The following is a 13,879-nucleotide window of genomic DNA, read 5'->3' as shown; positions in this document are numbered from 1 at the left end:
GGAAGGTTCATAAACATCCATTTGCCATTCAAAACTTGCATAACCTTTAGAACAGCTTTTTAAACGATCGTAGAAATCGTAAACTATCTCATTTAGCGGTAATTTATAAATTATTTTAGCCCTATTTGCTATATAGCTATGATCAAGCTGCATCCCTCTCTTTTCCGTACAAAGCGATAGCACCGCACCTAAAAACTCATCAGGTACCATTATAGTTGCCTTAATCCAAGGCTCTTCCATTGATTCGATTTTTTGTAAATCAGGCAAATCTGCTGGGTTATGTATCTCTAAGTTCTCACCGTCCCGCATATGAATTTTATACACCACACTTGGAGCGGTAGTGATTAAATCTAAATCGAATTCCCTACTTAAACGTTCTTGGATTATCTCTAAATGTAACAGCCCTAAAAAGCCGCATCTAAAACCTACTCCGAGTGCCGAAGAACTTTCCATTTCATACTCAAAACTAGCATCATTAAGGCGTAATTTAGCCAGTGAATCCTTTAGATGCTCAAATTCCGAGCTATCCGTTGGATAAAGACCACAAAACACTACAGGTAAGTTTGGTTTAAAACCCGGTAGAGCTTGCTCACAAGGCTTTTTTTCATCAGTGATAGTATCCCCAACTTTACAATCTGCTACTTGCTTTATAGCCGCAGTAAAGAAACCGATTTCGCCTGCATGCAGAACATCCGAAATATGTTTTTTCGGAGTAAAATAGCCAACATTCTCAACGGTATAAACTGAGTTAGTAGCCATCATTTTAATACGCATATTCTTACGTAAGTAACCATCAATAACACGTACTAAAATAACCACGCCAAGATATGGGTCATACCAACTATCAACAAGCAAAGCTTTCAAAATATCAGCACTACTTTCTTTTGGCGGAGGTAATTTATTTACTATAGCCTCTAAAACTAAATCAATCCCTATACCACTTTTAGCAGAGATTAGCACAGCCTCACTTGTATCGATTCCGATTATATCCTCTATTTGCTGCTTAACCTGTTCAGGTTCTGACGCCGGTAGGTCAAGCTTGTTAAGCACCAGTACAATCTCATGATCATTCTCGATTGCTTGGTAAACATTGGCAAGCGTTTGTGCTTCTACTCCTTGCGTACTATCAACTACCAATAACGAGCCTTCACAAGCAGCAAGTGACCTACTAACTTCATAAGCAAAATCGACATGCCCGGGAGTGTCCATGAGATTCAAATAGTAGGTGTTACCGTCTTTAGCTTTATATACAAGCCGCACGGTTTGTGCCTTAATAGTTATACCTCTCTCTTTTTCAATATCCATCGAATCTAGCACTTGCTGGCTCATTTCCCTAGCCTGCAAGCCGCCGCAATGTTCAATTAACCTATCGGCTAACGTAGATTTACCGTGATCAATATGGGCAATTATTGAGAAGTTCCTTATATATTTTTGATGATTCATAATTATTGTGATATAATTTGCATTTGTTTATTGTCTGTTATCCCGCGATCAAGTCGCAGAATGACACTAAACCACGATAATATATAACAAAATCGAAATTTATAACAGGAAAAAATAATGCGAGCTGAAATAGAAAATTATGTAAAAAAAATTGAGCAGTCTTTAGAACTACTTTGGAGGTCACTTTGACGTTGAAGCATCAACTGAAAGACTGAACGCGTTAGAAGAGTTAACAGCTGATCCTAGTTTATGGAATGATCAGACTAATGCTCAAAAATTACTGCGAGAAAAAAGTAATCTAGAAGGAAAACTAAACGCTTTTAATAAACTCAAATCCAATTTAAAAGATGCTTTAGAACTTGAAGAAATGGCTGAAGCCGAAAACGATTTAGAAACACTTTCACAAATTGAACAGGACTTAAAAAATTTAAGCATCATTGCTGCCAAATTTGAAACGGAATGTTTGTTTTTAGGTGAAGCAGACGGTAATAATTGCTTTTTAGAGATTAATGCTGGAGCCGGGGGAACTGAAAGCCATGACTGGGCGTCTATTATGATGCGTATGTATTTGCGTTTTGCCGAAAGACTCGGCTTTAAAACCGAAATAATCAATATGATTAACGGCGAAGAGGCAGGCATTAAATCATGCACGATTAGGATAATAGGAAAGCGTGCTTACGGCTGGTTTAAGACCGAAGCTGGCGTTCACAGATTAGTGCGTATTTCTCCGTTTAATGCAGCCGGTAAAAGAATGACTAGCTTTGCAAGTAGCTGGATATATCCCGAAATTGATGATAATATAGCAATTACTATTGAGGATAAAGATTTAAGAATCGATACTTTTAGAGCATCAGGAGCCGGCGGGCAGCACGTTAATACTACCGATTCAGCTGTACGTATCACTCATATACCAACCGGTACAGTAACACAATGCCAAAGCGATAGATCGCAGCATAAAAATAAAGCTCAAGCTATGAAAATGCTTCAAGCCAAACTCTATGAGCTTGAAATGCAAAAACGTACTGATAGCGTTAACGAGCAGAATGCCGCTAAAACCGATAATAGCTGGGGACATCAAATTAGATCATATGTTTTGCAACCTTATCAAATGGTAAAAGATTTACGTACTGATTATGAAACTTCTGATACTAAAGGAGTGCTTGACGGTGACCTTGAAGAATTTGTTTCCGCAAACCTTGCTATGAATGCAGGTGGTCAGAAGTAGTGAAAATCAATGAGCAATACTTTAAGTAATGAATCATATACTAATTTAATCAAAAATTTAAAACAAGAAATTAGCAAAGCTCGTATTAGAGCCCATTTAGCAGCAAATAAAGAATTGATAGTTCTTTATTGGCATATAGGAAAATTAATTTTAGAACATCAGAATAAAGAAAAATGGGGATCAAAAGTGATTCAAAATATTTCTGATGATTTGCGTAAAGAATTTCCTAAAATGCAAGGATTATCATATCAAAACCTTTCTTATATGCGTCAGTTTTTTGCAGAATATAATGATGACCAAATTCTCCAACAGGTGGTTGGAGAAATCGCATGGAGTCATAATATTATTATTTTTTCAAAACTAAAAAATATAAATCAAAGAATTTGGTATGCACAACAAACCATCGAAAATGCTTGGTCAAGAAATGTATTATCTTTGCAAATTAAAAGTAACTTACATGAAAGGTCAGCGAAAGGTATAAATAACTTTTCCAATACTTTTTTACAGTCCGATTTAGCCAGGTCGATTATAAAAGAACCGTATAACTTAGAATTTTTAGATATTCAAGGTAAAATAATAGAACGAGATTGAGAAAATAAATTGATAGATAATATTAAAAACTTTTTATTAGAGTTAGGACAAGGTTTTGCATTTGTTGGCAATCAGTATCATATAGAACTTGAGGGAGAAGATTATTATTTGGATTTAGTTTTTTATCACATAAAACTCAAATGCTATGTATGTTGTTATTGAATTAAAAACCGGCAAGTTTAAGCCGGAATATGCCGGTACACTAAATTTTTATCTTAATTTAATGGAGCGCACAATTAAAGATAATGCGGACAATCCTACAATTGGATTAATTTTGTGCGAAGAAAAACAAGGTATGACTGTAGAATACGCTATAGAAGGCATCCAAAAACCAATAGGAGTATCACAATTTAAGCTTACAGCAACATTACCTAAAAAGCTTAAAAAATTCCTGCCTACCCCTCAAGATCTAGCAAAGCTAAAAAGCGAATAAATTACTAAAAGTTATTTTTCTTGATACCATGGTCAAGCTTTGGTATGACCTTTTCATATTTCAACCTTATTATTTTTATCGCAACATGAAAAACTAGAAAAACTTTACTACTGCTATTTCTATATTTATTATAGCTATAACCTCGATTCTAAGATTTCAGAGTTATCAAAAATTTACTCAAGATAAACATTTTGAGCAGGTAATAACCGTAAAGAATCTAGAGTTTGATCCTGCTAATGAAAAAATCCGCAAGACATTCTTATATCAAAATACCTATCAATTCCGATACTCAAAATATAGAGGCTGCAGATAAAGAGGACGGATATAATAGGATGAGGCTTGGCATAGATAGAGATTGCAAGAGAAGTAGCAAATAAAAAACTTGATAAGCAAATACCTAGCCTAACATATGAAGAATTGAAAAAATACGGACCGATGATTTTGTTTAACGGCAGAGCGTATGATAATAAATTACTACAAGAAGCACTTGATAAAAATATTATTACCGATTATCCAAAAGAAAATTTTTATATTTTTACGCTGCCGGAATACAAAACCAATACCGGCGCGGACAATTTAACACTCTATATAAAGAGCATGAAAACGGTAATATTGACTTAAGTAATGCCGAAATTGCTATTGTTACTCATGCTTATCATTTTCCTCGTGTTAATCGATATTTTGATAACAAACCGAATTTTGACTTCTTCTTTATTCATAACACTAAACCTATAATTTTCTTAGTCGATCGAAAATTTGAAACCATAGGAGTAGATAATGAACTAAAGCATGAACTAATAAAATTACCTAACTACATAGAGAAAGGTTTTGTTTCAGAAAAATTAAATGCTAATATTTAACAATGTTTGATTAATCAATGACTATCTCTCTTGCTTCTTGTTCTTTAATCTCAATACGAGGTAGAATAATAGTAAGTATTCCATTCTTAAGGCTTGAAGAGATATTTGCCTGATCTACATCTTCATATAATGATATTACATAATTAAAATTTTTATTCATATAATTATCTGAATCATCAGCTTTATTTTTTTCTTCTATATTCCCTGTAATAAATAATTTATTACCGTTTACTTTAACCTTAATTTGACTTTTATCAAAGCCAGGTACTTCCATAACAATAATATACTGCTTATCTTTAGTAATAAAATTGCTTTTTATGCTATTAGATTCATAAAGCAGCAATCTATTTTTAAATAAATTATCAATATTTGTAATTTGATTATCTATTAAATCTGCTACCTGACGCAGTGGCGTTGCATTACCGGAATCATAATTCTTATTAGCTATTGCAATATTACTAGATAAAATCATAGCTGCTATAGACGGAATATATAATCTTACGTTCTTTAACATAAAACCACCATTAATTTTGTTAGTTATATATTTAAATATATAAAATTATCTATTTAAAATTCAAGTCTTATATTTCCATAATTTGCTGGAAATACTCTGCCCAAAATAAAAACTAATAATCTCCGCAAAAATAGTTTGATCTTCTATGCCCCATAATATATCTAGATATTCAACTAGCAGAGCAGAACTTTTTAACGATTTATATTGAACATATTTAACTCCTCCATACATTGCAAAAAAGCTATAGGCAAGCACGGGTCTTACCGAGCCATTTAAAGCATCAACCCAACTAACACCTGATTTATAAGTGGAGTAAAGAGAATATTACTCTGCCATTTCTTGTGATATGGTCAGCTCTGTAAAAGTTTTAGACTGATTAAGTTTTTGTTATTAGCAATTTGACGGTCTAAAATATTTATCTCATGTTTTTTGTCGTTAATATCTTTATATATTTTCAAAATTTCAGGCATTATTGAACTCATAAATCCTGTTATCGCTACAAGTAAAGTAATCATAAATACCTATCTATATAAATTTTAGGATAAGTATAGCAAAGATAAGTCATTATACTAAGAAAGAGGCAAAAAGGGGCAGCATGGACTGATTATTTATGTCATTTCTGCGAAAGCAGGAATCCAGTAAAAAATGATAAAAACACAGCAAACTATATAAAAATTTAGTATATAATCAGATTAAAAAACTAGATTCCTGCTTTCACAGAAATGACATTGAACATGTTTAATGATCCATGCAACCACACCAATAATAGGAAAACTGATCCACTCAACAATTACTTTAAATTTTAGACCAAATACGGTTTTTTGCAATATAGAAAAAGATAGTAAATACCGCTAAAAACATCATAACTTTAAGACCCATAGATTTACGATGTTCCATTTCCGGCTCAGCTGCCCATTGTAGAAATACCACAATATCTTGCGACATCTGCTCTACACTTGCGTTAGTACCGTCCATATAGGTTAACTGCCCATCTGTAAGCGGCGGCGGCATTGCTATTTGCTCGCCAGGGAAATAGGGATTATAATGAGTTCCCTGCATCAGCTTAAAATCTGCCGGCAGTTCGGTATAGCCGGTAAGTAGCGAATATATATAATTAGCTCCGTCATGACGTGCTTTTATTATCAACGATAAATCAGGAGGATGGGCACCGTTATTAGCTGCTCTTGCTGCTTGCTCATTAGGGTAAGGAGATACAAAACGATCAGAGGGAAGAGCGGGGCGGTCAAACATTTCACCATTATCATTAGGTCCGTCTTGTATCATATAGCCTTTGGCAATCTCTTTTATCTCATCATCCGAAAAGCCGATATCTTTAAGATTACGGTAATATAAATTGTTTAAACCGTGGCAGACACTACAAACTTCTTTATAGACCTGAAAACCTCTTTGTGCTGCTTCACGATTAACTGTACCAAATATGCCGTCAAACGACCATTTCATCTTTTTTGGATGTAATACTTCTTCGTTGGCTAAACTTAAGCATGAAGTTAGTAGTATGATGATAGAGATAAGTAGTTTAGTTTTCATAAATTTTTTTTGAGTCATCATTGCAAGGAAAAATTGATAATGTTGACGAAGCAATCTCAGGAGTTTATATATTATTTTATAAGATTGTTGTGTTGAGATTTTGTCTTTCCTTGCAATTTATCTATTAATTTAATTTTTTTGTTTCTTAAACCGGAATGACTTAACTCTTACAACTCCTCCGGCAATGGCAGCGGTTTTTCATATTTACCTATCAGCGGCAGAGCTACTAAGACATGAAAAAAATAATAACAAGCAGCAAAACGGCTAATGGTAATATACGGCTCTTCTGCCGGCTGCCCACCTAAATAACCAAGCAATAAACAATCTGCCATAAATATCCAAAAAGCCATTCGGTATATCGGTCTATAATTGCTACTTCTAACTTTTGAAGTATCAAGCCAAGGTAGTAACAATAACACAAATATACTTCCAAACATTAATAGCACCCCACCGAGCTTAGACGGTACGGCTCTAAGTATTGCATAAAACGGCAGAAAATACCATTCAGGGACAATGTGGGCAGGCGTAACTAACGGATTTGCTGGAATGTAATTATCGGGATGTCCTAAATAATTAGGTTTGTAAAAAATAAAATAGGCAAATATTATGAAATAAACTCCGAAACCGACAAAATCCTTTACGGTATAATAAGGGTGGAACGGAATAGTATCTTTAGGGCTTTTAATATCTATACCTTTTGGGTTATTTGAACCATGCTGATGCAAGGCCACTAAATGCAGCATCACTAAAGCAACAATAATAAACGGCAATAAATAATGCAGTGAGAAGAACCTATTTAATGTCGGGTTATCAACAGAAAAACCACCCCATAACCACGTAACTATGAATTCCCCTATTAACGGAATAGCGGAAAATAAATTAGTAATAACCGTTGCTCCCCAGTAGCTCATCTGCCCCCAAGGAAGCACGTAACCCATGAAAGCAGTAGCCATCATGGTTAGAAAAATGATGATACCGATATGCCAAAGCAGTTCTCTAGGTGCTTTATAAGAGCCGTAATACAAACCTCTTGCTATGTGTAAGTATACGGCGGCAAAAAACATCGATGCACCTACCGCATGAGTATAACGCAGTAACCAACCGTAATTCACGTTACGCATGATTCGCTCAACACTATCGAAAGCATGATCAACATGCGGAGTATAGTGCATAGCAAGTATGACGCCGGTGATTATCTGAATCACTAACGCAATACCGGCAATAGAGCCTAAATTCCACAAATAGCTAAGATTTTTTGGAGTTTGATAACGACTAAAATGCTTTAGGAACGCAAAAATAGGAAGACGATAATCTATCCATTCTATAATAACATTAGACTTTTTAGGGGTAATATCTTCATTCATAAATAATTTTACCCGATTCTAATTTTTTTGTCGCTAATAAAAGTGTAAGGCGGCACAGCTAAATTTAAAGGAGCAGGACCTCTTCTAACTCTACCTGAAGAATCATATTGTGAACCATGGCACGGACAGAACCATCCATCATATTCACCTTGATTAGCAAGCGGTACACAACCTAAATGTGTGCAGATCCCGATCGTCACCAGCCAATTATCATACCCTGCTTTCACACGTGCTTCATCTGCTTCAGGATCAATCAGCTCTGACATTTTAACGACTCTTGCTTCAGCTATTTTGTCAGGCGTACGGTTAGTGATAAAAACTGGTTTACCTTGCCATTTAACCGTAACTGTTTGACCTACCGCAATATTTGATAAATCAACCTCAATTGATGATACAGCTAGCACGTCCGCAGAAGGGTTCAAAGAATCAACGAGAGGCCAAAGAGTACATGCTGCCCCAATTGCTGCAACACTACTAGCCGTTAGAACCATAAAATCACGACGTGTTGTTTGTTTGTTTTTATTATCTTCAGTATCTGACATATAATATTAAAGTGACATAAATTAATGATTATTATTACTACCGCTTGGGGTATTATTAAGATTATTTGGATTTTCTCGTGCTTCATAAGGATTTATTATAGGATGTTCAGCGTCTGTAACACTATCTGCTTGTTTTGGCGTAAGTTTATTTATTTCATCTTCTAACACTTGTGCTCCTGTCCCTTCTTCATGCTTATATTCGCCAGGATCACTTAAGCAATTCCAAAAACTAACTAAACGATTCCAATTAGGACCGAGTTTTGTAGTACAATTTTGAGCAACTGCTTTAGTTGTATCTAATATCTCGACTGTAGTTTCAGTAAAATAATCTATAAACCCAATTTTTTTTAAGCCCAATACTGTATAATATAAAGTAATTAAGGAAGCAACCGCTATAATTAAATACCATTTAGTGATAATAGACCACAGAAAAAATCCCATAGGATTTGCTGCCATTAACCTTCGTAAAGCCTGCCACATATATTTTGCTCAAAAAATTTATTAATAATATTCATCTTATTTTATATCACTACATTAGTAAAAATAAAGCAAAATCACGTAATATTATAAATATTTTTAATTAAACAGGAACCCAAGAAGAATGAAATCGGTAAAAATACTAAATTAATTCCTATCATAATAAAAATTAATTGTAAGTTATTATCCTGTAATATTAAACCTGTCATTATAATATTCGGAATTAATAACGGCATGATAAACGTACCGACAAAGTTAGCATTCTTCTTAAAATAACATTGCACGCTACCGGATAACACTACTAAACTACTTGATAACACTAATATCATCCATACACTAATAAAGAAAAATATTATCTCAAGCAAAGTTTTATCAAACAAGACATAAATAATGGGTAAAACAAAAACCAGCCCTATCGTACTACTGATAAATATAGCAAAAAATTTAGCCAATATAATTTTTTCATGACTAACAATTGATAATAATAACTCTAAACTTCCGTCTTCCAAATCAGATTTAAATATAACCGAAGAAAAACCGATTAATGAAATTAATAAACAAATGACCGAAAAAATTAAACCGAATTTGTTAATATCCCTTTCACTGTTAATTAAAACAGTACTAATTATGCAAAATAAAAAAAATATAACTAGATATTTTATTATATTATTAATGCGATTCTGCACTATCAATTCACGCTTAATTAGTACAAATAGACTATTCATAATTATTAAATACGTTGTAAATTAAGTACATAATAGCTGCAACAGTTAAACCTATACCAATTTCAACAATAACTATCGCAATATGCTGAGCAAGTAGCTTATCATTGATAAAATTTATTAGTGAATAATAATTTAAATAATTATCGTTAAAAAAGAGTGATATTGTTCCTACAATTGCATATATTGCTACACCTAAAACCGCAATACAAACTAGCACGTTAGGAGGAAAATATCGGCTTAATTTTCGATTACCGTAAACTAAATCATAAGCAATAAGGCTAGATGCAAATATAACACCTGCTTGAAACCCACCACCCGGCGAAGACTCACCGTTAAGCTGAATATATATACTATATAAAATTATATAAGGTATTATAAAACTAGTAATATATTTTATTATTGGATTTGTCATCCCGTGGCTTGACCACGGGATCTTGTATCGCCTGTGTCCTGAGATACCGAGATCAAGTCGCGGTATGGCATCATCAGACTTTCTTGAAAATATCAACAGCACGGCAATTCCTGCAACTAAAATTACGCTAGTTTCACCTAAAGTATCATATCCACGATAACTTGCAAGAATAGCCGCAACAAAAGAAGGTATACCTATATCTCTAGAGGTATTTTCGATATAATATTTACTTGAATGCATATGAATAGGAGCACTATCATCACCGTAATTCGGTAATTCTAGCCCCATATAAGCAAGAGTTACTACAAACAATAAACATATTAAACTTGCTGGAATAATATTAGTTCTCTCAATATTCTTTAAATCCGAAGGTAATTTACGCAACAAATTCAAATATACGCATGTTGATAAGCAAGCTCCAAGTGCTGCCTCGGTCATTGCGACATCAGGAGCATCCATAATAAGATAGGATACACCAATTAATAAGCTAAATACAGAAGCAGCAATCACTGCATTTAGTAAATCTTTAGCAAAAATTATTTTTATCGAGATTAAGATCAATAAAAAAGCAATTAAGTTAAGTAGGTAATTGCCGAGATCAAAATTTAAAGCTGTCTTTACTGTCATATGGTTATTAAAATTTAATGTCATTGCGAGGAGAAACGTAATTTCGACGTGGCAATTTTATCAAGCATCCTGAGATTGCTTCGTCAATTACTTCGTAATTTTCCTTGCAATGACGGTACTATCAGCTCTAATTTTCATAAATAAAGATGCTTTACCAAGTGCATGAGTTGCTACCGGATTTAGTATAAAAATCAATAAAGCCGCTAAAATTAATTTAACAGAGTTCACAACATCTGCTTCAATGCACGCAAAACCTATTAAGCAAATAGGCACGCCGCAACTCTCAATAACACTTGCTGCATGTAATTTAGTATAAAAATCAGGAAATCTAAAAAAACCGATTATTCCTGAAAATATAGCAAATAATCCAATAATTACTAATAAAATTCCTATATAGTATAGTGTCATTGTGTTTATCCTTTTTTCATCATTGCGAGGAAATGATGAAATAATTGACGAAGCAATCTCATGCACAAGTCCTGAGATTGCCTCACGAACTAAAGTTCACTCGCAATGACGTTTTTACTCACCTTGAGCCAAGCTATAACCTGCAACCCCGTCAAATTCAAACAGATTCTCTACTTTGATAAAATCGATATTTGCTGTGCTTAAAGCTTCAAGCAATCTTGTTATATCTAAATGCTTTGTTTCTGTGCCGTCTTTATTCATAAAACGACAACACCAATGATCGGAAACAGTTTCAAACCTTGTATCACGAGGCCACAGCTTTAATCCTTTTGACGAGATTGTTTTTAACTCAAAATTACCAAGATCAAGTTTATTAATTTTATCTGCTATATCATGAGCAGAAGATACATTCATATTCACAAATATATCTGTACCAACCAATTTCTTAACTTCTTTAGTATCAACTTTATAATCTATATTGCTTTCTTGCTTCTCAGCAATTAAGGGATAATCTGCTTTAGGTAGCTTTGTCGGTAACTGTCCTAATCTTTTTGTTACTTCTTCGGCAAATTCTTTTGTACCGACTTTTTTACTAGAACTCTGCTCGTTATATATATCGGCTGTATGAACACCATCCTCTATAGTTTTTTTCCAAGCATTTTCGATTAATGTAGCGATATCACCCTGCCCTATATGTACTAGCATCATTATTGCAGCATTTAAAAGCCCTGACGGATTTGCGATATCTTTACCGGCAATATCGGGAGCACTTCCATGTACCGCTTCAAACATCGCATAATGCTGCCCAATATTTGCAGAACCTGCAAGACCTACTGAACCTGAAATTTCAGCAGCTACGTCAGATATGATATCACCGTATAAATTAGAAGTTACGATAACGTCAAATATTTCCGGTTTGGTAGCAAGCCTTGCCGTCCCGATATCGATAATATAATGCGCGTTATTAATTTGCGGGTATTCTTTTGCAATCTCATTAAATACTTTATGCAAAACCCCATCGGAAAATTTCATAATATTATCTTTGCTTAAACACATGACTTTTTTACGGTTATTTTTTACTGCATATTCAAAAGCATATCTAATAATCTTCTCACATCCTGTATGACTTATCAACTTCATTGATTCATACATATTATGCGTTTGACGGTATTCTATACCTGTGTATAAATCTTCCTCATTCTCACGTATAATAGTTAGGTTCAAATTTGGATGTAATGTTCTAGTAAAAGGATGCAACGAAACGGCAGGACGAATATTAGCAAAAAGCTGTAATGTTTTACGAATCGTGACATTTAAACTTTTATATCCTCCACCTTGCGGAGTAGTAATCGGGGCTTTAAGTATAATACCGGTGCGTTGTATTGATTCCCAGCTTTCCTCGCTTATGCCTGAAGTATAATGCTTCTTGTAAAGCTTTTCACCTACTTCAATGGTTTCTAAACGAATACGAGCCTCGGCTTTACGTAATATATAAAGCACTGCCTCCATTATTTCAGGACCTATACCGTCCCCGTATGCAATTGTAATCGGTGTAAATTCTGCCATATTAAATACTCTCTTGTTTATATCATTCCCGCGCAGACGGGAATCCAGTAAAATCTATAAAAACTAGTTTTTATAGATTTATTTTATCAAATATGTAACTTCTGTATCAATATTGAAGTTATTTTCTGGATTACCACCTACGAGGGAATGACACACAAAAATCCATATAACACTATCAATAGTTTATTGTTACTTCTTTTAATCTCTCATTCAACATAAAAGTCACTTCAGAAGTTATATTCAAATTATTTTTGGCATATAAGACTTGAGCACTTGGAATTACCAAATTAAGGTTATATTTCTCAGCAAGTTCACTAATTATTGTAATAGTTGTTTCATGGACTCTACTCATAGCCTCAGCGTGGGCTTGTTCAAGCTTTGTTTTCTTAATCTGAATTTCTTTTCTAACGTGGCTAACTTTTGCATTAAATTCGTTTACTTTATGCTCAAATTCAGTTTCACTTAAATGAGAACGCTCATTTAGCAGCTTCTCTTCCAGCGGTTTAAATTCTGCTTCTTTTGCAGCAATATTCTCTTGAATTTTATGATTAAGCTTTTCGATTTTATTACGCAAATCTTTTATAGCGATCGAACCTTCCAATATAGATTGTACATCAGCAACAGCTACTCTAACTTTAAAATTATCTTCTTTAATTGGCACATTCTGTGCATCCGTAATCATTGAGAAATTTATTATGAATATGCATAAACATAATATTCGGTATATCATCCTTGATCCTTTTAGGTTAAACGGTATCGGCTAGAATTGTCATCCCATGGCTTGACCACGGAATCTTGTGTCACAGGCAGTACCCTGAGATTCCGCAATCAAGTCGCGGGATGACATTCAAGATGACTGGATTCCCGCCTACGTGGGAATGACACTGGAGCAACACCCTTATTAATCTAAGAATAAATAACATCAAGCAATTTGTCTATAATAAAAACTTAACCTTTACCTAACACATTGGCACATTCCTGCCTCCCCATGGTATATATTCGCCATCCGAATAATAATCACTAGAAATAGGTTCAAACGAAATAGCTTTTATTGCTTCAGGACTTAAATAGGTACTCTCTCCATCACTAAACAAAGGTTCAGTAGCCGGTTCTTCTAGCTCAATATAAATTTCATGCTGTTCAT

Annotated in this window: 17 protein-coding genes and 2 pseudogenes; 6 read left to right on the top strand and 13 right to left on the bottom strand. The window is 34.1% G+C overall.

What is annotated here, in order from left to right:
- Positions 1-1,443: translation elongation factor 4 (gene lepA / locus BG75_RS02405; RefSeq protein ID WP_252903588.1), on the bottom strand; the 1,443-nt coding region annotated here is incomplete at its 3' end.
- Between the two features lie 117 nt (positions 1,444-1,560).
- Between lepA and prfB the strand changes: the two genes are divergently transcribed.
- The 6 genes and pseudogenes from prfB (at position 1,561) to BG75_RS02385 (ending at position 4,313) form a co-directional block, all read left to right on the top strand.
- A protein-coding gene (gene prfB, locus BG75_RS02400; RefSeq protein ID WP_156468962.1) for a peptide chain release factor 2 occupies positions 1,561-2,668 on the top strand; the annotation gives its coding sequence in 2 pieces (ribosomal slippage) (positions 1,561-1,629 and positions 1,631-2,668; 1,107 coding nt in all).
- A 9-nt stretch (positions 2,669-2,677) separates the two neighbouring features.
- Positions 2,678-3,259 carry a DUF1016 N-terminal domain-containing protein gene (locus BG75_RS02395; RefSeq protein WP_062811316.1) on the top strand — a complete coding sequence of 194 codons (582 nt, stop codon included), beginning with the start codon at positions 2,678-2,680 and terminating at the stop codon, positions 3,257-3,259.
- Between the two features lie 9 nt (positions 3,260-3,268).
- A pseudogene (locus tag BG75_RS10520) lies at positions 3,269-3,352 on the top strand (PDDEXK nuclease domain-containing protein); the annotation flags it as partial.
- Between the two features lie 15 nt (positions 3,353-3,367).
- Positions 3,368-3,692 (top strand): annotated as a pseudogene (locus tag BG75_RS02390) (PDDEXK nuclease domain-containing protein).
- A gap of 236 nt (positions 3,693-3,928) precedes the next feature.
- A complete protein-coding gene (locus BG75_RS08650) occupies positions 3,929-4,069 on the top strand; it encodes a hypothetical protein (protein WP_014410506.1) in 141 nt (46 codons plus the stop codon).
- A gap of 58 nt (positions 4,070-4,127) precedes the next feature.
- A complete protein-coding gene (locus BG75_RS02385) occupies positions 4,128-4,313 on the top strand; it encodes a hypothetical protein (RefSeq protein WP_062811862.1) in 186 nt (61 codons plus the stop codon).
- Positions 4,314-4,562: 249 nt separating this feature from the next.
- Here the strand turns inward: BG75_RS02385 and BG75_RS02380 are convergent, their stop codons facing one another.
- The 12 genes from BG75_RS02380 to BG75_RS02330 form a co-directional block, all read right to left on the bottom strand.
- Complete coding sequence (locus tag BG75_RS02380) at positions 4,563-5,066, bottom strand: Hsp20/alpha crystallin family protein (protein WP_062811314.1); 504 nt, start codon at positions 5,064-5,066, stop codon at positions 4,563-4,565.
- A 60-nt stretch (positions 5,067-5,126) separates the two neighbouring features.
- The gene (locus BG75_RS08645; protein ID WP_252903587.1) at positions 5,127-5,297 is read right to left on the bottom strand and encodes a hypothetical protein; all 171 of its coding nucleotides are present in this window, start codon (positions 5,295-5,297) and stop codon (positions 5,127-5,129) included.
- A 119-nt stretch (positions 5,298-5,416) separates the two neighbouring features.
- Positions 5,417-5,581 carry a hypothetical protein gene (locus tag BG75_RS02375; RefSeq protein ID WP_252903586.1) on the bottom strand — a complete coding sequence of 55 codons (165 nt, stop codon included), beginning with the start codon at positions 5,579-5,581 and terminating at the stop codon, positions 5,417-5,419.
- A gap of 280 nt (positions 5,582-5,861) precedes the next feature.
- Positions 5,862-6,614 carry a cytochrome c1 gene (locus BG75_RS02370; RefSeq protein ID WP_062811861.1) on the bottom strand — a complete coding sequence of 251 codons (753 nt, stop codon included), beginning with the start codon at positions 6,612-6,614 and terminating at the stop codon, positions 5,862-5,864.
- A gap of 167 nt (positions 6,615-6,781) precedes the next feature.
- Positions 6,782-7,978: a cytochrome b gene (locus BG75_RS02365; protein ID WP_062811313.1), complete on the bottom strand. Its 1,197-nt coding sequence runs from the start codon at positions 7,976-7,978 to the stop codon at positions 6,782-6,784.
- 8 nt (positions 7,979-7,986) lie between these two features.
- The gene (gene petA, locus BG75_RS02360) at positions 7,987-8,520 is read right to left on the bottom strand and encodes a ubiquinol-cytochrome c reductase iron-sulfur subunit (protein ID WP_062811312.1); all 534 of its coding nucleotides are present in this window, start codon (positions 8,518-8,520) and stop codon (positions 7,987-7,989) included.
- Between the two features lie 21 nt (positions 8,521-8,541).
- Positions 8,542-9,000, bottom strand: a complete 459-nt coding sequence (locus tag BG75_RS02355; protein WP_062811311.1) for a DUF2670 domain-containing protein — start codon at positions 8,998-9,000, stop codon at positions 8,542-8,544.
- Between the two features lie 74 nt (positions 9,001-9,074).
- Complete coding sequence (locus BG75_RS02350; protein WP_062811310.1) at positions 9,075-9,722, bottom strand: heme exporter protein CcmB; 648 nt, start codon at positions 9,720-9,722, stop codon at positions 9,075-9,077.
- On the bottom strand, positions 9,715-10,785 hold the full coding sequence (locus BG75_RS02345) for a DUF4040 domain-containing protein (protein ID WP_062811309.1): 1,071 nt from the start codon (positions 10,783-10,785) through the stop codon (positions 9,715-9,717). Before BG75_RS02345 ends, BG75_RS02350 begins: the two co-directional genes overlap by 8 nt.
- A gap of 63 nt (positions 10,786-10,848) precedes the next feature.
- Positions 10,849-11,169, bottom strand: coding sequence for a Na+/H+ antiporter subunit G (locus tag BG75_RS02340; RefSeq protein ID WP_062811308.1), 321 nt, complete (start codon positions 11,167-11,169; stop codon positions 10,849-10,851).
- A gap of 114 nt (positions 11,170-11,283) precedes the next feature.
- Positions 11,284-12,735, bottom strand: a complete 1,452-nt coding sequence (locus BG75_RS02335; protein WP_062811307.1) for an NADP-dependent isocitrate dehydrogenase — start codon at positions 12,733-12,735, stop codon at positions 11,284-11,286.
- Between the two features lie 175 nt (positions 12,736-12,910).
- Entirely contained in the window at positions 12,911-13,465 is a 555-nt protein-coding gene (locus tag BG75_RS02330) for an OmpH family outer membrane protein (protein ID WP_062811306.1), read from the bottom strand.
- Between the last annotated feature and the right edge of the window lie 414 nt (positions 13,466-13,879).

Source organism: Rickettsia endosymbiont of Proechinophthirus fluctus, assembly GCF_001602635.1.
Taxonomy (GTDB): Bacteria; Pseudomonadota; Alphaproteobacteria; order Rickettsiales; family Rickettsiaceae; genus Rickettsia; species Rickettsia rickettsii.
The sequence above is the reverse complement of the archived record's forward strand: the minus strand, read 5'-3'. Positions and strand labels throughout refer to the sequence as shown.

Coding starts and splice junctions, on each gene's coding strand:
- BG75_RS02395 (WP_062811316.1), top strand. CDS start 2,678: ATGAGCAATACTTTAAGTAATGAATCATATACTAATTTAATCAAAAAT.
- BG75_RS08650 (WP_014410506.1), top strand. CDS start 3,929: ATGAAAAAATCCGCAAGACATTCTTATATCAAAATACCTATCAATTCC.
- BG75_RS02385 (WP_062811862.1), top strand. CDS start 4,128: ATGATTTTGTTTAACGGCAGAGCGTATGATAATAAATTACTACAAGAA.
- BG75_RS02380 (WP_062811314.1), bottom strand. CDS start 5,066: ATGTTAAAGAACGTAAGATTATATATTCCGTCTATAGCAGCTATGATT.
- BG75_RS08645 (WP_252903587.1), bottom strand. CDS start 5,297: ATGTATGGAGGAGTTAAATATGTTCAATATAAATCGTTAAAAAGTTCT.
- BG75_RS02375 (WP_252903586.1), bottom strand. CDS start 5,581: ATGATTACTTTACTTGTAGCGATAACAGGATTTATGAGTTCAATAATG.
- BG75_RS02370 (WP_062811861.1), bottom strand. CDS start 6,614: ATGAAAACTAAACTACTTATCTCTATCATCATACTACTAACTTCATGC.
- BG75_RS02365 (WP_062811313.1), bottom strand. CDS start 7,978: ATGAATGAAGATATTACCCCTAAAAAGTCTAATGTTATTATAGAATGG.
- petA (WP_062811312.1), bottom strand. CDS start 8,520: ATGTCAGATACTGAAGATAATAAAAACAAACAAACAACACGTCGTGAT.
- BG75_RS02355 (WP_062811311.1), bottom strand. CDS start 9,000: ATGTGGCAGGCTTTACGAAGGTTAATGGCAGCAAATCCTATGGGATTT.
- BG75_RS02350 (WP_062811310.1), bottom strand. CDS start 9,722: ATGAATAGTCTATTTGTACTAATTAAGCGTGAATTGATAGTGCAGAAT.
- BG75_RS02345 (WP_062811309.1), bottom strand. CDS start 10,785: ATGACATTAAATTTTAATAACCATATGACAGTAAAGACAGCTTTAAAT.
- BG75_RS02340 (WP_062811308.1), bottom strand. CDS start 11,169: ATGACACTATACTATATAGGAATTTTATTAGTAATTATTGGATTATTT.
- BG75_RS02335 (WP_062811307.1), bottom strand. CDS start 12,735: ATGGCAGAATTTACACCGATTACAATTGCATACGGGGACGGTATAGGT.
- BG75_RS02330 (WP_062811306.1), bottom strand. CDS start 13,465: ATGATATACCGAATATTATGTTTATGCATATTCATAATAAATTTCTCA.